This is a genomic window from Halomonas sp. Ps84H-12, assembly GCF_024124725.1.
In the GTDB taxonomy this organism is placed as follows: Bacteria; Pseudomonadota; Gammaproteobacteria; order Pseudomonadales; family Halomonadaceae; genus Vreelandella; species Vreelandella aquamarina.
This window is the reverse complement of the sequence record NZ_JAMXSJ010000028.1, coordinates 1-19,732: the sequence shown is the minus strand read 5'-3', so window position 1 is coordinate 19,732 and position 19,732 is coordinate 1. Positions and strand designations below refer to the sequence as shown.

22 protein-coding genes and 1 pseudogene are annotated in these 19,732 nt (G+C 58.0%); 7 read left to right on the top strand and 16 right to left on the bottom strand.

Annotated elements, in window-relative coordinates:
* Positions 1-19: 19 nt before the first annotated feature.
* Both NH344_RS13575 and gabT read left to right on the top strand, forming a co-directional pair.
* Positions 20-1,234: a CaiB/BaiF CoA-transferase family protein gene (locus NH344_RS13575; protein ID WP_230834495.1), complete on the top strand. Its 1,215-nt coding sequence runs from the start codon at positions 20-22 to the stop codon at positions 1,232-1,234.
* A 263-nt stretch (positions 1,235-1,497) separates the two neighbouring features.
* Positions 1,498-2,772 carry a 4-aminobutyrate--2-oxoglutarate transaminase gene (gene gabT / locus NH344_RS13570; protein WP_253028012.1) on the top strand — a complete coding sequence of 425 codons (1,275 nt, stop codon included), beginning with the start codon at positions 1,498-1,500 and terminating at the stop codon, positions 2,770-2,772.
* Positions 2,773-2,835: 63 nt separating this feature from the next.
* Here gabT and NH344_RS13565 read toward each other — a convergent pair whose 3' ends face one another.
* Entirely contained in the window at positions 2,836-3,483 is a 648-nt protein-coding gene (locus NH344_RS13565) for a hypothetical protein (protein ID WP_058578267.1), read from the bottom strand.
* Between the two features lie 80 nt (positions 3,484-3,563).
* Positions 3,564-4,994 (bottom strand): cytochrome c oxidase accessory protein CcoG, encoded by a 1,431-nt coding sequence (gene ccoG, locus NH344_RS13560; protein ID WP_044628890.1) that lies wholly within the window; start codon positions 4,992-4,994, stop codon positions 3,564-3,566.
* 206 nt (positions 4,995-5,200) lie between these two features.
* On the opposite strand from ccoG, the gene mapR reads away from it, so the two are divergent.
* Positions 5,201-6,610: a GntR family transcriptional regulator MpaR gene (mapR, locus tag NH344_RS13555; RefSeq protein WP_044628891.1), complete on the top strand. Its 1,410-nt coding sequence runs from the start codon at positions 5,201-5,203 to the stop codon at positions 6,608-6,610.
* Positions 6,611-6,645: 35 nt separating this feature from the next.
* Here the strand turns inward: mapR and NH344_RS13550 are convergent, their stop codons facing one another.
* The 5 genes from NH344_RS13550 to NH344_RS13530 form a co-directional block, all read right to left on the bottom strand.
* Complete coding sequence (locus NH344_RS13550) at positions 6,646-6,894, bottom strand: YkoF family thiamine/hydroxymethylpyrimidine-binding protein (protein WP_008958845.1); 249 nt, start codon at positions 6,892-6,894, stop codon at positions 6,646-6,648.
* A 19-nt stretch (positions 6,895-6,913) separates the two neighbouring features.
* Positions 6,914-7,726 (bottom strand): alpha/beta hydrolase, encoded by an 813-nt coding sequence (locus NH344_RS13545; RefSeq protein WP_044628892.1) that lies wholly within the window; start codon positions 7,724-7,726, stop codon positions 6,914-6,916.
* A 104-nt stretch (positions 7,727-7,830) separates the two neighbouring features.
* Complete coding sequence (dinB, locus tag NH344_RS13540; RefSeq protein ID WP_044628893.1) at positions 7,831-8,877, bottom strand: DNA polymerase IV; 1,047 nt, start codon at positions 8,875-8,877, stop codon at positions 7,831-7,833.
* A gap of 183 nt (positions 8,878-9,060) precedes the next feature.
* A complete protein-coding gene (locus NH344_RS13535; RefSeq protein WP_044628894.1) occupies positions 9,061-10,539 on the bottom strand; it encodes a protein adenylyltransferase SelO in 1,479 nt (492 codons plus the stop codon).
* Positions 10,540-10,680: 141 nt separating this feature from the next.
* Positions 10,681-11,547 (bottom strand): NAD-dependent protein deacetylase, encoded by an 867-nt coding sequence (locus NH344_RS13530; protein ID WP_044628895.1) that lies wholly within the window; start codon positions 11,545-11,547, stop codon positions 10,681-10,683.
* Between the two features lie 96 nt (positions 11,548-11,643).
* Between NH344_RS13530 and NH344_RS13525 the strand changes: the two genes are divergently transcribed.
* Together NH344_RS13525 and NH344_RS13520 are read left to right on the top strand one after the other, a co-directional pair.
* On the top strand, positions 11,644-12,816 hold the full coding sequence (locus NH344_RS13525; protein ID WP_058578263.1) for a UbiH/UbiF/VisC/COQ6 family ubiquinone biosynthesis hydroxylase: 1,173 nt from the start codon (positions 11,644-11,646) through the stop codon (positions 12,814-12,816).
* Positions 12,817-12,821: 5 nt separating this feature from the next.
* Positions 12,822-13,259, top strand: a complete 438-nt coding sequence (locus NH344_RS13520) for a hypothetical protein (RefSeq protein WP_230834494.1) — start codon at positions 12,822-12,824, stop codon at positions 13,257-13,259.
* A 32-nt stretch (positions 13,260-13,291) separates the two neighbouring features.
* Here NH344_RS13520 and NH344_RS13515 read toward each other — a convergent pair whose 3' ends face one another.
* The 8 genes from NH344_RS13515 to ftrA form a co-directional block, all read right to left on the bottom strand.
* On the bottom strand, positions 13,292-13,561 hold the full coding sequence (locus tag NH344_RS13515; RefSeq protein WP_137094295.1) for a CopG family transcriptional regulator: 270 nt from the start codon (positions 13,559-13,561) through the stop codon (positions 13,292-13,294).
* The gene (locus NH344_RS13510) at positions 13,551-13,814 is read right to left on the bottom strand and encodes a BrnT family toxin (protein ID WP_058578261.1); all 264 of its coding nucleotides are present in this window, start codon (positions 13,812-13,814) and stop codon (positions 13,551-13,553) included. Before NH344_RS13510 ends, NH344_RS13515 begins: the two co-directional genes overlap by 11 nt.
* Positions 13,815-13,889: 75 nt before the next feature.
* On the bottom strand, positions 13,890-14,591 hold the full coding sequence (locus tag NH344_RS13505) for an aspartate/glutamate racemase family protein (RefSeq protein WP_137094293.1): 702 nt from the start codon (positions 14,589-14,591) through the stop codon (positions 13,890-13,892).
* Positions 14,592-14,680: 89 nt separating this feature from the next.
* Positions 14,681-15,169 carry a hypothetical protein gene (locus tag NH344_RS13500; RefSeq protein WP_213262741.1) on the bottom strand — a complete coding sequence of 163 codons (489 nt, stop codon included), beginning with the start codon at positions 15,167-15,169 and terminating at the stop codon, positions 14,681-14,683.
* A gap of 150 nt (positions 15,170-15,319) precedes the next feature.
* Positions 15,320-15,973: a DsbA family oxidoreductase gene (locus tag NH344_RS13495; protein ID WP_213262742.1), complete on the bottom strand. Its 654-nt coding sequence runs from the start codon at positions 15,971-15,973 to the stop codon at positions 15,320-15,322.
* Between the two features lie 144 nt (positions 15,974-16,117).
* Positions 16,118-16,459 (bottom strand): zinc ribbon domain-containing protein, encoded by a 342-nt coding sequence (locus NH344_RS18370; RefSeq protein ID WP_353956116.1) that lies wholly within the window; start codon positions 16,457-16,459, stop codon positions 16,118-16,120.
* The gene (locus tag NH344_RS13490; protein WP_044628901.1) at positions 16,425-17,396 is read right to left on the bottom strand and encodes a ribonuclease Z; all 972 of its coding nucleotides are present in this window, start codon (positions 17,394-17,396) and stop codon (positions 16,425-16,427) included. The genes NH344_RS18370 and NH344_RS13490 overlap by 35 nt, the downstream gene beginning before the upstream one ends.
* Before the next feature lie 80 nt (positions 17,397-17,476).
* On the bottom strand, positions 17,477-18,499 hold the full coding sequence (ftrA, locus tag NH344_RS13485; protein WP_082051421.1) for a transcriptional regulator FtrA: 1,023 nt from the start codon (positions 18,497-18,499) through the stop codon (positions 17,477-17,479).
* Here ftrA and NH344_RS13480 point away from each other — a divergent pair.
* Entirely contained in the window at positions 18,484-18,975 is a 492-nt protein-coding gene (locus NH344_RS13480) for a rhodanese-like domain-containing protein (RefSeq protein WP_230844934.1), read from the top strand. The two genes, ftrA and NH344_RS13480, sit on opposite strands and share 16 nt — an antisense overlap.
* Positions 18,972-19,460, top strand: coding sequence for a GNAT family N-acetyltransferase (locus NH344_RS13475; RefSeq protein WP_044628902.1), 489 nt, complete (start codon positions 18,972-18,974; stop codon positions 19,458-19,460). The genes NH344_RS13480 and NH344_RS13475 overlap by 4 nt, the downstream gene beginning before the upstream one ends.
* Before the next feature lie 102 nt (positions 19,461-19,562).
* Here the strand turns inward: NH344_RS13475 and NH344_RS13470 are convergent.
* Positions 19,563-19,732, bottom strand: a pseudogene (locus NH344_RS13470) (IS256 family transposase); the annotation flags it as partial.

Below are 19,732 nucleotides of genomic sequence, written 5' to 3'. Positions count from 1 at the left end.
TCACTCAGCGAGGCACCCCATGAGCACAGTCGCAAAGCCCCTGGCAGGCATCAAGGTACTCGACATCTCTCGGGTACTGGCAGGCCCCTGGTGCGGGCAGATGCTGGCCGACATGGGTGCCGAGGTGATCAAGATTGAGCGCCCCCAAAGCGGTGATGACACGCGCCATTGGGGGCCTCCGTGGCTCTCCGGCAGCGCTGAATCGGCCTACTACCTATGCGCCAATCGCGGTAAGCGTTCGGTGACGGTGGATATGGCCAAGCCCGAAGGCCAAGCGCTGATCAAGCAGTTGGCGGCTCAATCGGACGTGGTGCTGGAAAACTTCAAGGTCGGCGGGCTGAAAAAATACGGCCTGGACTACGCGAGCCTGAAAGCACTCAATCCTGGCCTGGTCTACTGCTCTATCACCGGCTTTGGCCAGGAGAGCCCCTACGCCCACCGGGCGGGCTACGACTTCATGATCCAAGCCATGGGCGGCCTCATGAGCCTGACCGGTAAACCGGACAGTGAATCAGGGGGCGGCCCGGTCAAGGTGGGGGTCGCCATTACCGATATTTTTACCGGCTTGTATGCGGCCAACGCGGTGCTGGCGGCCCTCTACCAACGCCGCGACAGTGGCGAAGGCTGCCATATCGATCTGGCACTCATGGATGTGCAGGTGGGCGTGTTGGCCAATCAGGCGTTGAACTATCTGACCTCCGGTCAGGTGCCTCAGCGGTTAGGCAACGCCCATCCTAATATCGTGCCCTACCAAGCCTTTGCCACGGCCGATGGACATATGATCGTGGCGGTCGGTAATGACGAGCAGTTCAGACGCTTCTGCCAGGTAATCGACCAGCCGCAGCTCGCTCAAGACGAGCGCTTTGCCACCAACGGCAGCCGTGTTCAGCATCGCGACACCTTGATACCGCTTCTGGAATTGGCACTTGGCGCACAACCTACCGATACTTGGCTTTCGGCCTTCGAGGCCGTGGGCGTGCCCTGCGGGCCGATCAATACCCTGGATCGCGTGTTCGACGACCCCCATGTCAAAGCACGCGGATTGAAACAAACGTTGCCCCATACCCAAGCAGGTGAGGTCAACCTTGTAGCCAACCCGATCCGCATCAACGGCGAATCCATCAGTGCCACCACCGCGCCCCCTACGCTTGGCGAGCACACCGACAGCGTGCTGAATGCCATCGGCATCACCGATGAACAGCGCCTAGTGCTTCGCCAAGCGGGCATTATTTAATCAGACGCTATTGGCGGCAAACGAGCCTACCGCCCCGCTTCTCAAAACGCCCTACACTCAGCATCAGCTAACCGTGACGCTTTCAGCAGGCATCGCATGTACATTGAAGCCTCGAGTACTCAAATGCTTGATCGCGCGGATAAAGCGATGTATCAGGCGAAGCAGGCAGGGCGCAATCGAATTGTCATCGCATCGTCATCAGTGTGATCAACGCTATTGCGCACTATGCTAGAGCTACACCCTATCCTTTAAGGAGCTGAGTCATGAGCAATGCCGAGCTAAACGAACTAAAGCAGAAATACGTCGCGGCGGGCGCTGCAAGCCCCGCTACCGCTTTTGCGGACCGCGCCGAAAACGCTGAGATCTGGGACGCTGACGGCAACCGCTTTATCGACTTCGCAGGCGGTATCGGCGTCTTGAACGTGGGGCATCGTCACCCCAAAGTCGTGGCCGCTGTGAAAGCCCAGTTGGATAAGGTGATGCACACCTGCCAAACGGTTATGCCCTATGAAGGCTACGTCAAGGTCGCCGAAAAGCTCAGCCATCTCGTTCCCGTGCGCGGTCACGCCAAGGTGATGCTGGCCAACTCTGGTGCCGAGGCGCTGGAAAACGCGGTGAAGATCGCTCGCGCCGCTACCGGTCGCTCTAATGTCATCTGTTTCGATGGCGGCTACCATGGCCGTACCTTCTACACCATGGCCATGAACGGCAAGGTCGCGCCCTACCAGACCGATTTCGGCCCGATGCCCGGCACCGTATTCCGCGCGCCCTACCCGGTGCCCTACCACGGCGTCAGCGAAGACGAGGCCATTCGCGGCCTGAAGATGACGTTGAAAACCGACGCCAACCCTAAAGACACTGCCGCGATCATTCTTGAGCCGGTGCTGGGTGAAGGCGGCTTCTACCCCGCTCCGACCAGCTTCCTGAAGAAGATTCGCGAGATTTGCGATGAACACGGCATGCTGATGATCATCGACGAAGTGCAGTCAGGCTTTGGCCGCACCGGCAAGATGTTCGCCATCGAGCACAGCGGCGTCGAGCCGGACATGATGACCATGGCCAAGAGCATGGCCGACGGCATGCCGATCTCTGCCATCGTGGGCACCGACAAAGTGATGGACGCCTCTGGCCCGAACTCCCTGGGCGGCACCTACACCGGTAGCCCCACCGCCTGCGCAGCCGCGCTGGCGGTGATGGAAGTCTTCGAAGAGGAAAATATCCTTGAGAAGAGCCAGGCGCTGGGCGACAAACTGGCGGCGCGCTTCAACGAGTGGCAAGGCAAGTTCGATTGCATCGACCACGTGCGGAACATGGGCGCCATGGCAGCATTTGAGCTGGTCAACAACAAAACCGACCGCACCCCGAACCCGGAGCTGGCGGCGGCGCTGTGCAAAAAAGCCCGTGAAGAGGGTCTGATCCTGCTCTCCTGCGGCATGTACGGCAACACCATCCGCTTCCTGATGCCCGTCACCATCGAAGACGACGTGCTGAACGAAGGTCTGGATATCATCGAGTCCTGCCTGGAGTCGCTGATCTGAGTATGTAGCACTACCCACAACGCCGCCCATGAGGCGGCGTTGTCGTTTTGACATGGCTTATTTTTAGTTGAACAGGGGCGTTAGCTGATTCAACTGTCTCGCCTGATAAAGATCATGAAGATAGGTATCGAGCTTGAAGATCAGGATATTCAAGACCACCACACCCCATATCGCCGATAGGATCATCACCGGTTGATTGACCCACGCCAATGCCGATACGTCCACAGAGTAGTGAATGGTATACACACTCATCGCCGCCAGTAGCTGAACCAACCCACAGTTTGCGATCACCGCCAGGATGAACGCATTCCTGACGTTGATGGACGGCAAGCGCGTCTTGAACAACCGCAGATGACGCACGCGAACACCGCCCTCTCCTGCCTGATGCGACGAAGGACGAGTGAGTTTTCTCTGGCAGCGCAGAAGCGGCAGCCCATAGGCCTCTCGCCCCTCCTGAGAGAACGCAATGCGAAGGGCGGCTATGTTAAACCCACGTCCAAAGATGCGCGTTGCTGCCTCTTCAAAGCGTGACGCACCGGCCTCATCCAACGACGTTTCCTGAGCAGCTGTAAGCGTATCCAGTTGCCTACTTTTATTACCCGAAAGCTTCGCACCGTTAGGCGTATTGATATTAAAGTGCATTTGGTAAATCTGGTACCAAGCGACTGTTACGCCCACGAATATCATCAAGAAAATCAGCACGGTTATCATTTATCTATCCTCATTCTTACTTATCCTCACACCTACTTATCCTCACACCCACTTATTCTCACACCTACTTAGCCTCCCTCTTACTGACGGGTCGATCCCAAAAACCGCGTTTCGATGTTAGAGGAGATCGAAGGCTCATCTAACGCAGCGATGTGCAGCACCACCGGGTGGCTCGGCTGGGTCAACGCTGACGCGTCAGCATTGAGCGCCACGCGTAACTGCCTCGTTTCATTAGCGGCCAAGACGAATGTGTCAGCTCCTTGTAAACGCAGGCCGGGCAAACCGGTGGCAGATAGCGCATATTGGTGCTCCTTCGTATCTTGATTGCGCAGCGTCACGGTGTAGTAGTTAATAATGCGCCCCTCGGCCGTGCTTTCAAATAGCGTCTGACGATCTCGGGCGACCTCTACATCCATAGGCACCCGGGCGTTCAAGAAACCGATCAACAAAACCACCATAGAAAACAGTGCCGCCATATAAGCCAACAGCTGAGGTCGCCAAAACCGCGTAGGTTTGCCCTCTAGCGCGCGCTCGGTGGTGTAGCGAATCAGGCCCAGCGGCTTATCGATACGCGCCATCACGCTATCGCAGGCATCGATACACGCCGCGCAGCCAATACACTCATACTGCAGGCCATCACGAATATCGATCCCCGTGGGGCACACCTGAACGCACAGTTCGCAATCAATACAGTCCCCAGCAGCCGCTTCCGCGACCTCTTTGCGATGACCACGGCGGGGCTCACCACGGGCGGAATCGTAAGAAACAATCAGCGTATGGCTATCAAACATGGCCGACTGAAAGCGTGCATAGGGGCACATGTGCAGACACACCTGATGGCGCAACCAGCCAGCGTTCAGATAGGTAAACAGAGTAAAAAAACCGATCCAAAAAAGCGCCCAAGGGTGCGCCTCTAGGCTGAATAGATCCCTTACGAGCCCACCCACCGGCGTAAAATATCCCACGAAGGTGACGCCCGTTACCAACGCAATCAGTAGCCAAGCGGTATGTTTAGCGCCTTTTCGCCATAACGACCCCAGCGTGTTAGATGCGTTGTCGCGACGTATCCGACGGTGCCTTGGTCCTTCCAGGCGGTGCTCAAACCAAATAAACAGAAACGTCCATACGCTTTGTGGGCAACTATAACCACACCACACTCGCCCCGCTGCCACCGTGATCAAAAACAGACCAAAGGCGCACAGCACCAGAATCCAGGTCAGCAGGATAAAGTCCTGAGGGTAAAACGTCGCTGCAAAGAGGTGAAACTCCTGGGCAGAGAGGTCAAACCACACCATGGGGCGGTCACCCCACTGAAGCCATGGCAAGCCCATATAGAGCGCTATCAGCAGCCAGTTGGAATAACGCCTTATGCGCTGAAAAAAGCCCTGTATCTCTCGCACATAGATATGCCCAGACGTGGATGGCGAGCGACCCGTAGTTTTCGCCTGAGGCGAATGGTGTTCAACGGCTGCATCGCTGGTTAGGTCTTGCAGTGGAATGCGTTGCGTCATACCGATATCCAGAAAAGGGGGAGTGGCGATCTATACGGTCGAGGGGCATCACCGAATGAACCGCTACTATGCTCTCCCAGCCAACCACTAAAACAGATGCAGTTTTAGAGAAAAAAGCCGTATCAGTTTTGATATGCTTTTGATTGAGAGTATCGATTCTGTTGATCCCACTAAGCACCCGCGCCAAGCACCAGCGAGTTTATGCCATGAAACGCTATGAACAGTTTGCCGACGAAATAGCCACACTGATTCGCCAAGGCGTACTGGGACCAGGCGAGCGCATTCCGTCAGTGCGCCAAGCGAGCCGCCATCACGGCATTAGCCCGTCGACAGTGTTTCAGGCGTACTACTTACTGGAAAACCAGGGGCTTATCAGCGCTCGAGCGCGCTCGGGCTACTTTGTTCGTGAACACGCACGGCGCTTGGTCAACGAACCCCGCGTCACGCTACAACCCACCGACCCAGCGGAGGTGCAGGTCAGCGAGCTGGTGTTCTCGGTGCTGGACTCACTGCAGGATGACCAAACGGTGCCCTTTGGCTCGGCTTTCCCTAGCCCTGAGCTGTTTCCACTCTCTCGCTTAAGTATCAGCATGACACGTGGCTTGCGGGCGCTTTCGCCCCAACAGGTGGTGGCTGATATGACCACCGGGCATACCGACCTGTGTCGGCAGATTGCTCTGCGCTACATGCTGAGTGGCATTCAGCTGCCGATGGACGAACTGGTGATTACCAATGGTGCAATGGAGGCGCTCAATCTAGCCCTACAGTGCGTGACTCAGCCAGGGGACTTGGTCGCGATTGAGTCACCTGCTTTTTATGCCAGCCTACAAGTGTTGGAGCGGCTCAAACTACGTGCGGTGGAAATTCCGGTTCACCCTCGGGAAGGGGTTGACCTAGACGTGCTGGCAGAGCGATTAGCGACGCTGCCCATCAAAGCCTGCTGGTTTATGAGCCACCTGCAGAACCCCATCGGCGCCAGCCTAAGCAACGAGCGCAAACAGGTGCTTTACCAGTTATTAAAGCAGCACCAAGTGCCCATGCTAGAGGATGACGTGTATGCCGAGCTCTATTTTGGCAGCACGCCGCCCGCCCCCGTTAAGGCCTTTGATGATGAGGGCTTAGTGATTCACTGCAGCTCTTTCTCGAAGTGCTTGGCACCCGGCTATCGGGTGGGCTGGGTAGCGGGCGGCCGTTATGCCCAAGAGATCTCGCGGCTAAAACTAATGACCACCATTTCCCCCTCTATCCCCGCCCAGGCCGCCATTGCTGACTATTTACAACACGGTGGCTACGACCGCCATTTGCGCAAGCTTCGCCATGCCTTAGAAGCCCAACAAACCAGTATGCTGGCGGCGGCAGATCGCTACTTCCCTGCGCATACGCGCATCACCCGACCTGTGGGCGGTTATTTCCTTTGGGTGGAGTTTCCCGAACACGTGGATTCGCTGCAGCTATTTCGCACAGCGCTCGACCATGGCGTTAGCCTCGCACCAGGCCCCATTTTCTCCGCGACCCAACAGTTTCGCCACTGCATTCGCTTAAGCTATGGCCACCCCTGGACCCAGCGCAGCGAACGGGGGATGGAAACGCTGGGCACGTTATTGAGCCTTTTTTAGCGCTATGAAGAACATCACGCGCGCGATGGCGTTATTTACCGAGGCCGCCGGTCACCTTCTAAAAAGTTAGCGGTAAACACGGCTTTGCCGTGGGTCTCGAACGACCATTTCATCACGTCGCTCAGTGCCGCCATCACCTCATCGAACTCGCCAAATACCTGGGTGCTCATTCGGTTGGGGTGAACTTCCAGCCCGGTGGCCTCTAAACGTTTGACCACCTCTTTGACGACTGGCTTGAAATCATCGGCCAGCGGGTAGTAGCTCAGCTGTACAGAAAGGTACATATCGCCTCCTTAATCGCTTCTATGGCTGTACCGTTTGAAACTGCTGCCACGCGGCCAGTATCGCCGTGCGTGTCTCTTCCGGGTGTTCCATCGGGAACATGTGCGTGCCGGGCACCATACTCACCGGCAGCCCGCGACGAGCGATGCGCTTGAGCCGTGAAGGCGTCATCAAGTGCGACTGCTGCCCCGCCACCAATTGAATGGGCACACCCACGCGCTGCGGCAGGTTGGAGAGGTGATCCGGTAAGTGGCGGAAAATCTCCAGCTCGATGTTGGGGTCGAAGGTCAGCTCGGCGCTACCGTCGTCCAGTAGTCGCGTGCCTGCTTCAATGTAGTCGTTGAGTGCCTCGGGGGTAAAGCGACGAAACAGCCCTCGCCGCCGCAGCGAGGTCGCCATGGCCTCACGGCTGGGCCACACCGTGCGCCGCCCCTTGGTTTTACCCGCAGGGGTGATACGGTCCATGAACCCAAAGCGCTTGGCCGCTTTCATGGCCCAGGCGTCTGGCCCCAGCATCAGCGGCGGGTCGAGCATGATTACACCGCGAAAACGCTCCGGCTGCTTATCCGCAGCCATGGCCATCAGCGTGCCGCCCAGCGAATGCCCCACGCCCAGCAACGGCTCGTCAGTATCGGGGAGGTAGCTAAGCAGCTCCTCTACCAAGTTGCCCCAGTTGTGATTCACCGGGTAGTCCGGGTGGTGGCCTAGCCGATCTAGCGGGTGTAAATCGAACGATTCTGCCAGCGGGTCTAACAGGCTGCGGTAGCTCAAACCGGGAAAGCCGTTGGCATGGGCAAACACTAAGCGGGGGCGTTGGGTGGCATCGGCAGGCATGGCAGGCTCGCAGTTAGGCTAACGGGAAGAAGCGCTATCTATCATACGTCTGTTTTAACGCGAGCCCGAGTACCCGTCAATCCACCCAAGGGTTAACAGGCTAATTAAAACAGCGAGAGCTGCTGGGCAGCGGTCGCTTCCGCCAAGCGGTAGCCCACCCCCAGCAGGCGCACGGGGCGCTCGCCCCTTGCCCATCCCACGTTCAGCAAGGTTTCGAACTGTTCCAAGTTGGGTGCGGGGTCGGCGTGTTCGACGGTGGTTTGGGTGAAGTCGTTGAATTTGACCTTCACCATTACGCCGCGCACGGCGGGGGCCGGGTCTAGGCGAGCGTAGCGGCGCTCTAAATCGCCAATCAGCTCGGGGAGCTGACGACGGCAGGCTTCCAAGGTGGGTAAATCTTGAGAGTAGGTTTGCTCGGTGCTGATCGACTTGCGTTCGCGGTGAGTTTTAACAGGGCGCTCATCGCGCCCGTGGCTGAGCTCATGCAGGCGATGTCCAAAGCGGCCAAAGCGCTCCACCAGCTCGGTCAGTGGCCGGGCGCGCAGATCTGCGCCGGTCTGAATACCCAGCTCCGCCAGCTTTTCAGCGGTGCGCGGCCCTACCCCGTGGATTTTTTTCACCGGCAGTTGCTGCACGAAGGCGTCGATATCGTCTGGCGTGATGACAAACAGCCCATCGGGCTTGCGCCAGTCGCTGGCGATCTTGGCGAGAAACTTGTTGGGTGCCACACCCGCCGAGACGGTAATGCCCACTTCCTGCTTCACCCGATGGCGAATGGCTTCGGCCATACGGGTGGCGCTGCCGTGGTGGAGCGTGACCTCCGAGACATCCAGAAAGGCTTCGTCCAGCGAGAGCGGCTCGATCAGTTCGGTCACATCTCGGTAGATGGCAAACACCTGGCGTGCCACGGCCTTGTACTTCGCCATGTCGCCACGAATCACCGTGAGATGGGGGCAACGTTTGAGCGCCTGAGCCATGGGCATCGCGGAGTGAATGCCGAACTTGCGCGCCGGGTAGTTACAGGTGGCGACCACACCGCGCTGCTCCACACTGCCGCCAATGGCAATAGGGATATCGGTTAACGCGGGGTTGTCGCGCATCTCGACCGCCGCATAGAAGCAGTCACAGTCGCAGTGAATGATTTTGCGCACAGGCCGACCTTGCCTCCGCCATTAACTGTAAAAAAGCACAGTTTATCACAGGGTGTGCTGCAGCGCTGATGAGCAGCAAAACCCTAGGCGGGGGCGCTGTGAATCCCTCCCTGGACGCTACTTTCGCCATCCCTGGCGAAGGACCCCCGCTACGGGTTTTCCGCCCATATTCGCTGATCTAAATCAAGTACCACAAAAGGTGCGTAGCACCTGCTCGCTTTCCGTGGCCGGGGCGGCTAAGCGGCGCGCTTCTTCGGATTCATCGAAGGGCTGCGTGACCGCCGCGAGCAGCGTGTGGAAAGGCGCGAAATCGCCTTCTGTTGCCGCTTCAATCACCTCTTGAATGCGGTGGTTGCGGGGAATCACCACAGGGTTGGCGCGGCGCATGGCCTCCAGGCGCTCACGCTGCTGGCTCGCTTGCTGGGCGTTTTCCCACTCGGCCAGCCAAGCAGCAAGGCCATCGGGCTGAGTGGTCAGCGCTAGCAGCGCCTCTTTTTGGGAATGGGCTGACGAGTTCTTTCTCAGCGCTTGCGCATAGCGCGTCAGCGCATCAAAGGTGGCGGTCATATCCATGCGGCCCTGATGCATCTGGATTTCCAGCGCTTCCATGAGCGGCGCGGCGCGATCGCTTTCTGGAGCGAGGCCTAGCTTATTAGCGTGCAGGCGGCGCTGCTCGGCGCTAAAGCGGGAGGTAAAGCCGCGTAGCACCTCGGTGGCCTGCTCTACCACGGTGTCACCCTCTGCGCGCATCAGCGGCAGCAGGGTTTCGGCAAAGCGGGCCAGGTTCCACTGGGCAATACCCGGCTGGTTGTCAAAGGCGTAGCGCCCGCCCTGGTCAATGGAGCTATACACCTTCTGCGGGTCGAACTGCTCCATAAACGCGCAGGGGCCGTAATCGATGGTTTCACCGGCAATGCTGCAGTTATCGGTGTTCATCACTCCGTGAATAAAGCCCAAGCTCATCCAACGCGCCACTAGCGCCGCTTGGCGGGCGGTAACGGCTTCTAACAGCGCCAGGTACGGGTCCTCAGCGTTGGCCGCCTCTGGGTAGTGGCGGGTAATCACATGATTGGCCAGCGCTTTGAGCGCGCTTTCATCGCGGCGAACGGCGGCAAACTGGAACGTGCCCACGCGAATATGGCTGCTGGCCACACGGGTAAGCACAGCCCCCGGCTCGGCCATTTGGCGCACCACGCGCTCACCGGTGGCAACGGCAGCCAAGGCGCGAGTGGTGGGTACGCCCACGGCGGCCATAAATTCACTCACCAGATATTCCCGCAGCACCGGGCCAAGGGGCGAACGACCATCGCCACCCCGAGAAAACGGCGTGCGGCCGCTGCCTTTTAGCTGCACGTCCTGCCGCTGGCCCTGCTGATCCACCACTTCCCCCAGCAGCAGCGCCCGGCCATCGCCCAACTGAGGCACGAAATTACCGAACTGATGCCCGGCATAGCCCAGCGCTCTAGGCTCGGCCCCTGGCGGTAGCTGGTTACCGCTGAACCATTGGGCCAGCGTGGCATCGTCGGGCCGCGTTTGCATGCCTAGCTGCGCGGCCAGGTCATCGTTAAACGCGATCAGGCTGGGCTGCGCCACGGGCGTAGGCTGGCAAGCCACCCATAAAGGCTCTGGCAGCGTGGCAAACTGGTGTTCAAAGGTCAGCACGGGCAACTCCGCTTTTCAGTTTATCGTCTAGGAATACCCTAGCAGTTTACTCAAGTAATTGGCGATAGCCTGTCGCAGAGAGCCTCTTAACCAATTTGAAATTGCTCGCTTCGATAGTAACCCGCCGGTATCCAAAACACGTTAGCCCTTTTTCAGACGCCCAACCGCATATTCCAGCACCGGCGTTAGCGGCGCGCGCCACTGGTGGGTCAAGAACCCATCGGCACGGGTCACGCCCAGCGAGAGCGATGCCACGGGCAGGCCCATGGCGTGGGCATCCCGGCAGAAGCGGTAGCCGGAATAGACCATCAACGACGTGCCCACTGCCAGCACCGCGTCGGCTTGCTGCAGCGCCGCCTGGGCCGCCAACCGCCGCGCAGGGGGCACCACATCGCCGTAATAGACCACCTGCGGTTTGAGAATGCCCTTGCAGCGCGGGCAATCCAATACGTTAAAGGTGGAAAAGTCGGTTTCCAGATCCGCATCGCCATCCGGCGCGTGGCGGGCATCCAGCGCGGCAAAGGCTGGGTTCATACGCGCCATTTCACTGTGCATGGCGTGGCGCATCATTTGATAGCCACAGGCCATACAGGCCACCACATCGGCCCTGCCGTGCAGATCAATCACCTTTTTTGAGCCTGCCCGCTGGTGCAAACGGTCAACGTTTTGCGTGACGAGAAGCTCCACATGGCCCATGGCCTCGAGCTTCGCCAACGCACGATGCGCGCCGCTCACCTGGGCTTCACGCATGGCCTTGAAGCCTACCAGCGCTCGCGCCCAGTAGCGCTGGCGAACGGCGAAGGAACTCATGAAATCGCCGTGCTGCACCGGCGGCGGGCGCTTCCACTGGCCATCGGCATCGCGGTAATCGGGGATTCCGCTGTCGGTGCTGACGCCCGCCCCGGTAATCACCCAGAGTTTGGGGTAGCGCCTGATAAAGGCGGCCAGTGCTTCCCCGGCTACCTCGCTGCTCTCTCGTTTTTCGACACTTTCCACGGCCTGCGTCAATGGATCACCCTAGGCAATACTGCGACAAGTCAACGATACTGTAGGACAATATAAGCACATGCAATGTGCCCTCGATAGCGGATTAAGGAGCCTCTCATGCAGTGGGATCACGAGATTGTCATTGTTGGCGGCGGCATGGTGGGCGCGGCCCTGGCGGCCAGGCTGGGCCAGGCGGGCATGTCGGTTGGCCTGGTAGAGCGCGCCAGCGCCCCCACGCCCCCCAGCGGCGATTACGACCTGCGTATTTCATCACTCAACGCCCGCTCGCTGGCGTTCGTGAAAGCCAGCGGTGCGGTCCTGCCGGGAGAGCGCTGCTGCCCGTTCCGGCACATCGATGTCTCCAACCTGGATGGCAGCGGTCACTCGCTGTTCTCGGCCCACGACAGCGGCATGAACGATTTCGGTATTTTCATCGAAAACCGCGCCCTGCAGTACGCCCTTTGGCAGCGCCTGGAGCAGCTTCCCAGCGTCACTTGCTACACCCAGTGTGCCCCGGTGAGTACGCTGGCCGCCAGCACCCATCGGCTGCTGGAGCTGGACAACGGCAAGACCCTCAGCGCCCGGTTGATGGTGGCCGCAGATGGCGCACGTTCAACCCTGCGTGAGCTGGCAGGCATCTCCACCAGCAGCTACGACTACCACCAGCGGGCGATGATCATCAACGTCGAGACCGAGCTGCCCCAGCAGGATGTCAGCTGGCAGTACTTTACCCCCACAGGCCCGCTGGCCATGCTGCCGCTGCCCGGCCACCGCGCCTCGTTGGTGTGGTACGACAGCGATGAGGCCACCAAGGCCCGTGAACAGCTTTCCAACGACGCCCTGCAACACGCCATAGAAACCACCTTCCCCAAACGGCTGGGCAAATTGACCCGGGTGGTGGCACGGGCCAGTTTCCCCATCAAGCGCCAGCACGCCAAACGCTACATCGGCAAACGGCTCGCGCTGATCGGCGACGCCGCCCACGTGGTGCACCCGCTGGCAGGTCAAGGCTTGAACATCGGCCTGCACGACGCCGACACCCTGGCCGAGCTGATCATCAAAGGCCGTGACCCTGGCGACCACATCAGCCTGCACCGTTTCGAGTGCCACCGGCGTTTGGCCAACCAGGCGATGATTGCCGCCACCGACAGCTTCCACCACCTCTTCACCGGGGCCAAGCCGCTCCGCCAACTGGGTGATCTCAGCCTGCATTTGGCCGAGCGAGTGCCGTTTGCTAAACGTATGATGATGCAGCAGGCCAATGGGTTGAGTCCGTTCAAGGTGGGCTGAAGCTGGTGACGCTCAATGCCAACCACTGGCAGTGGGCCAACGAAGCGTTCAACCGCGACTGGGCCGACGACGCGCGCGACCCTGCCCAGGACATCACCGCCCGCTATGCCATCGAACAAACCCTGGATGACATCGCCGCCGCCCGTGCGGCGCTTTCCGATGCCAACCACCTGCTCTACCTGGTGCGCGCCAACCAGACCTTCATGGCTGGCTACGGCGACTCGCTGGAAGCGGGGCTGGCCGCCATCGAAGCTCCCACATTGATGCTGTATAGCGAGAACGACTTGGTCTTCGCCCCCGAGGGCGTACGCCGCACCGCCGAGCTGATCGAAGCCGACGGCACTGAGGTGACGCTAGAAACGCTGGAAGGCAACCGAGGCCATCTGGATGGCGTGGTAGCCATCGAGCAAGCCAGCGATACGCTGCGGGCGTTTTTGGAGTAAGCGGTGGAGCGCTGGCCTCCAAGAGGCCAGCGCTAGTGAGGTCCCCCTACTGAGTTATGGCCATGAGGTTTATGAGCCGCTTCAGCTTGCAGACGCTCCACTAACCAAACCTTGATAATCGACTGGCGGGTAACACCCATTCTCGCAGCCTCACGGTCTAGTGACTCCACTACCCATGCAGGAAAATCTACGTTAATCCGCTTTTGCTCCTGATTCACCCGTCGAGCAGTGGAAAAGTCTAGATCATCGAGAACATCATATTGATTTTCATCGAATTTTTTATCGAACTCTTTAGCTTTCATAGATGTCTACCTCCTTCTTGCGGGAGCGTCTAACAGAAATCAGCCGAATACGCTCTTCTCGGTAGGTGACGACTGCCGACCAATGTTTTTCACTGATCATACCGATTAGCAAAAACCTTGGTTCGCCCTCGGATTTTGCGCGAATTTCTAGCAGATATGGATCCTTCCACAGCGCTTGTGCCGCTTCAAAATCAATACCGTGCTTTGTCAGGTTGGCCTGACTTTTGTTGACGTCAAACTCGAACTCGTTCATGAGTATAAATTATTCCTTTTTTACTCACTCAACAAGATTCTAAAGCCGAAAGCAACGCCGTTACTGCAGCAGGCTTTATACAAAACCATGCCCCAGCGCCCACTGCACCGCCTGCTCTGCATGAATCTCGGTCGTATCGAAGAGCGGCACGGGAGTGTCGGCCTGCTGAACCAGCAGGCCGATTTCGGTGCAGCCCAGAATCACCCCCTGCGCGCCGCGCTCGGCAAGCGCCTCGATGATCGCCAGGTAGTCGGCTTTGGCCTCTGCTTTCACCACGCCCAGGCACAGCTCCTGGTAGATCACCGTGTGCACGCGCTCGCGCTTTGGTTCGGTAGGCACCACTACTTCGATACCGTGGCGCTGCAAACGCTCGATATAAAACGCCTGCTCCATGGTGAACCGCGTGCCCAGCAAGCCTACGCAGGCAATCCCCTGGCGTTGCAGCACCTGGGCTGTGGCGCCGGCGATATGCAGTAGCGGAATGGATACCGCCGCTTCCAGCGGCTCAGCCACCTTGTGCATGGTGTTAGTACACAGCACCAGAAAATCAGCCCCGGCCGCCTCGACTGCTTTACCCGCTGCCCCCAGTATCTCGGCGGTGGCCTGCCAGTCGCCCTGATGCTGCAGCGCCTCGATGTCGGCAAAATCCACGCTGTACAGCACCACTTTGGCAGAGTGCAGCCCGCCCAGCGCCGTGCGCACATGCTGGTTGACGAGGCGGTAGTAGGTTTGGGTGGACTCCCAGCTCATGCCGCCGATCAAGCCGATGGTTTTCATGGATGCACTTCCACCTTCTGGTCACAAGAAAGAGAGTGTATTGCGAAGGCAGCAGACAAGGCTTCGGACTCTATCAGAGGCTCAAATGCTTACCGCCATCCGGCACTTCGCAGTTTTAACAGTAGCGCCCATAATCGGCTGCCCCCCGCTGAGCTTAAAAGCAAAACGGCTCCCACGACTACGGAGGTCCCCCCACGCCCTAATAAGTAAGCGCTAGCGTTTGGCCGCTGTTGCGCGAGAAACTCCCCCAACAGCACCGTGCCAGCAGCGATAAAATAAATACCCATGAGCGCTGTCCCCACCGCCATGCAGGCTCGGGGGCTTACCAATACACCTGACCCTTGCGGCACCAGCCATCGGCTCAATGCCTCACGCCACAGAATAAGGCTCAGCCCGATCAAACTATTGCTAAAAAAATGCACAAACTGAGCCATCAATACGCTTGAAGAAATGTCCTCTTGGCCAGCCAGAGCGATCGACAGGGAAACGGCGGCATCTGGTAGTGGATGTAGCGCCATCCATAACCCCAATAGTGCCAACAAACTGGCCATCAACGGGCGTACTTGCATCCTTTGCATTATGACTCCCTTACTCGTTGCATTGTTGGTTGTGAAAGCTCAATCTGGCTACTCCAGATCTCCGGTAAGCACGACTGTCAGCCAGCGGCGCAGACCTTCGTCGCCCACCGGATCCCGATACCACATACTTCAGGCAGCGCTTTTCACACATTAGCCGCTGGCGTTTTCCTCGGCCACCTGACGCAGCGCATCGACCAGCACATCGGCGGGTTGGGCGCCGGAAATCAGGTAGCGGCCATCGAGAATGAAGCCCGGCACGGCACTGACGCCCATGTCCATAAAGCGCTGCTCGGCTTCACGTACTTCCTCCGCGTACTGGTCAGAGCGGGCAATGTCTTCGGCGGTGTCGCCATCCAGCCCCACCTCGATAGCTTTTTCGCGAAGCACCAAGGGGTCGGCGGGGTTTTTCGCCTCGCCGAAGTAGGCCTCGAACAGCGCCAGTTGAAGCGCCGTTTCCTGATGCTGCGTGCCTGCCCAGGCCAGCACACGGTGCGCGGCGAAGGTGTTGTTCGCTCGGCGCTCCAGCGCGCCACGGAAATTCAGGCCCAGCGCTTCGGCGGCGGCCATGATCTCGCGCTGGGACTGTTCCATGGTGGCCGCGTCCTTGCCGTACTTGCGGCATAGATGCTCCAGAATCGGCTCGCCCTCGGGCGGCATGTCCCGATTCAGTTCGAAAGGCTGCCAGACCAGCTCGACCTCTATTTCGCCAGCGAGCACCTCCAACGCCTGTTCCAGGCGCCGATAGCCAATCGCACACCACGGGCAGGCCACATCGGATACCAGATCGATTCTTACCTTTTGCATGGGGTGTCTCCTTTGGGTTCATTCATCATGGGTAACATCCGGCAGTTATGGCCATGCCACTGCCTCAATCCGCCCACTCCAGGTCTCCGGTAAACACGACCCTTTGTATCCTCCCCGGCTGAAGGCCGGAGATTCCTACGGCGCTCAGTGGAGGCATTGAGCCGCTCCTGAGTCGCTTCGGTGGGTTCCTGCTGCTGGCGGCATTACTGCACCGCTCACTTCACAGGCGAACCGGGCGTGCCCCGCCCTTAACACATTGATCGCCCCAACCACGTCGGCGTTTTCCTCGAAACCGCATTCAACGCACAAGAATTGCGCCTGCGTTTTCCGGTTATCCGCCGAGACATGGCCGCAGCACGGACAGCTCAGCGACTTAAGTCGTACTCTTCGAGGGGCACTATGCCGAGACCGCACCGCCAAGTCCAACGCCAAACTCACTTGCAAGCAACGATTAACCAGGTGGCTCCTGGGTTTGCTCGGTGACATGGCCCGCTTTATCCAGGTGGTACTCGCTAAAGTCCTGCGCCAGGAAGAGCGCGCCTGAGTAAACGCTTTGCGCCTCGCGTTGGATATCCTCGATGGAAGGCACGGTATGGGAAATGAGCGGGTAGCGGGGGCTAAAATGGGTGAGCACCAAATTGGGCAGCGTGACCTGCTCGGCAAACGCCGCCACCTGCTTGCCGTAGCTATGCCCTACCTCACCGGCTTTCTCGGCCATCGCTTCGGTGTAGGTGGCTTCGTGCACCAGCACCTGCGCCCCAGCGCAGGCTTGCGCCAACAGCTCGGGCCGGTCGTTGTCCCCGGCAATCACCACTTTTCTGGGGGCGTGTTTGAACAGCAGGTAATCCTGGCTGCGCAGTGGCTTGCCTTCGAACGTTATATCAACGCCCTGCTTCAACTGCCCCCACAACGGCCCTCTGGGGATGCCTTGCCGATCCAATTTATCCACATCCAGGGCGGCCTCCACGTTGCGCTCGGTGAACGTATAGGCGTAGCACGGCACGCGATGGGAAAGCGCACACGTTTCCACCGCCATATTCTCGAATTCGATGCTGGGCAGGTCATCGGCGCAGATGAATTCCAGCGCGAAGGGCAGGCAAAGCTGTGTGACCTCACAGGTCGCTTCCAGCCAGGTTTGGATACCCTTGGGTGCCACAAGGGTCAGCGGCGCCGTGCGCCCACCCATGGCCGCACTGGCCAGAATGCCCGGCAGCCCGTAGCAGTGGTCGCCGTGCACATGGGTAATCAAAATGGCCTTCAGCGAATGAAACGACAGCCTGGTGTGCAACACCTGATGCTGAGTGCCCTCCCCGCAATCGACCAGATACCAGCCCTTGCCTTTGCTCTCGCGCAGGGCGATGCCGGAGACGTTTCTTGTTTTGGTGGGTACACCGGCGGAGGTGCCTAGGAAGAGTAGATTCATATCTTTTACTTGCTCTCACTTTAAGACCAAGGCGGCAAACTACCAGTCAGCTAAATTTAAAGGCCACCTTAGCTTTGAAATTACTGATCTAACGCACTCTGAAACATTTCCCGATAAGCTGTAGGAGTCGTTAATAGTTGTTGACGAAAGTGATGCCGCAAATTCGCAGTCGATCCAAACCCAGAAGCTCTGGCTATCTGCTCGATAGTCATCGTGGAGCTTTCAAGAAGACATCGAGCCTTTTCCAGACGCTCTGTAAGAAGCCATTTCGCAGGAGTGGTACCTGTCGCAGCCTCGAAGCGCCGTAGAAAGGTTCGAGAACTCATTCCGACAATGCTAGCCATACTTGCGACAGTGTAATTACCATCAAGCTTCTCTCGTATATGGTCAAGGAGTGGCCCGATCCGAGAACTTTCATATAAAGAAGGCACTGCGCGCTCAATGAACTGAGCCTGTCCGCCATCTCTGTGCGGAGGGACGACCAAACGCCTAGCGACCATATTGGCTGCCTGCATACCATGATCACGACGTACTAAGTGCAGGCAGAGATCAATGCCAGCGGCACTACCAGCCGACGTCATTACATCTCCTTCATCGATATAAAGAACATCTGGCTCGACTGTAATTTCAGGGTAACGCTGACTTAAAGTATCTGTGTAGCGCCAGTGCGTCGTAGCTCGCCGACCGTTGAGCAGTCCCGCTTCAGCCAAGACAAAAACTCCCGAACATATCGAGAGCACCCGAGCACCGTTAGCATGTGCCTTGCATATCGCCTTGATTAGAGTCGCTGGAACAGGCTCCGTAGCACCACGCCAGCCGGGTATAATAATAGTGCCAGCCTGCTCAATGGCTTCTACTCCAGCATCGACGACAACACGCATTCCACCTATTGCTCGCATCTCGCCTGGGTCAATACCGGCTATTTCAAATCGGTACCAGTTTTCCCCCATCTCAGGCCGTGGCAAGCCGAATACTTCTACTGCCACACCAAGCTCAAACGTACATAGACCGTCGTAAGCGATGACGACGACAAGAGGGTTGGCAAGCTTTCGTGCATGATCTGATTTTGGCATGATTTTGAGCATACATGGCAAAACTGCCATCTACCAGGCTCAACACAACTCTCATAGGCTATTGGTTAACCCAACTGGTGGAGAAAACTATGAGCTTCGTAGCCGATATACCAGCCGCATCTTCAGAAGTGGCAATAGAACATTTTTTGAGGCGGCTATCTGTTGAAACAGACTGCGCAGACGTGGCAATAGCACTTAAGAGTTCAGAGCAAGACTTCGTGCTTCTACATGTCGTTGGGGCACCCCAAGACTACGAGCGCCGCCACATTCCAGGTGCCATCCACTTTCCGCACCGAAAGATTACAGCCGAAAGCATGACTGACTGGCCGCAAGACACGCTGTTCGTCACCTACTGTGCGGGCCCGCATTGCAACGGTGCCGACCAAGCAGCACTCAAGCTGGCACGGCTAGGTAGACCAGTGAAGGTAATGATTGGTGGCATAACAGGGTGGGAAGATGAAGGCCTTCCCTTCGCATCTGGGAAAGAGCCAGGTTTTATCCGATGAGTCTCGCACCCGGCGCCCCTCAAGTTACAGTCCGTCCATTTGAGCGTTGCGATGTCAAAGATGTTCTGAGCTTGATGCGAGAACTTGCAGTATATGAGCGGTACATCGATCAATTCCAGGTAGCAGAGTCCGACATTATCGAAAACGGGCTCAGTGACTCCCCTCGCTTTGGGGTGTTCGTAGCCGAAATGAACGGCGATATCGTTGGTATCGCCGTCCACTATGAAGTCCCTTGGACTTACGATCTCAAGCCAGTACTAGTTCTTAAAGAGTTGTTTGTTTCGAAGCATGCACGCGCCCTAGGCGCTGGGAGAGCACTTCTAGCTCAGATAGAGAAACACGCCTTGGAAATTTATGCTTCGCGTATTGCTTGGACGGTACTAAAAGATAACGAGGCAGCCAAACAGTTTTATATGAAGGCCGGAGGCCAGAAAGATGATGTGTGGGAGCTTTGGGAATTGAAACATTCAATAAAAGCAGAGTGATCTTAAGCTTGGAGAGTGTTAACGGAATGTCGCAAGCGATGAAGCTCCTTTGATGATGAGGGTGGAAATCAGGAGTTATTGTCAAATTCTGTGTATGGCCGGTCAGGCGGCAGTCCTGTCTGACTGATCGGTCAAGGGTTCGCCGTCCTTGAACTGGACGTTGTTCACGACCAGCTCCAGCTTGTTGAACCCCTTGATCCGCTTCCAGCGCTTCTGGGCGCTCTGAAGCAGCTTGAAGACCATCGCCAGGGTCGTCGCTCTGGAGCCGCAGT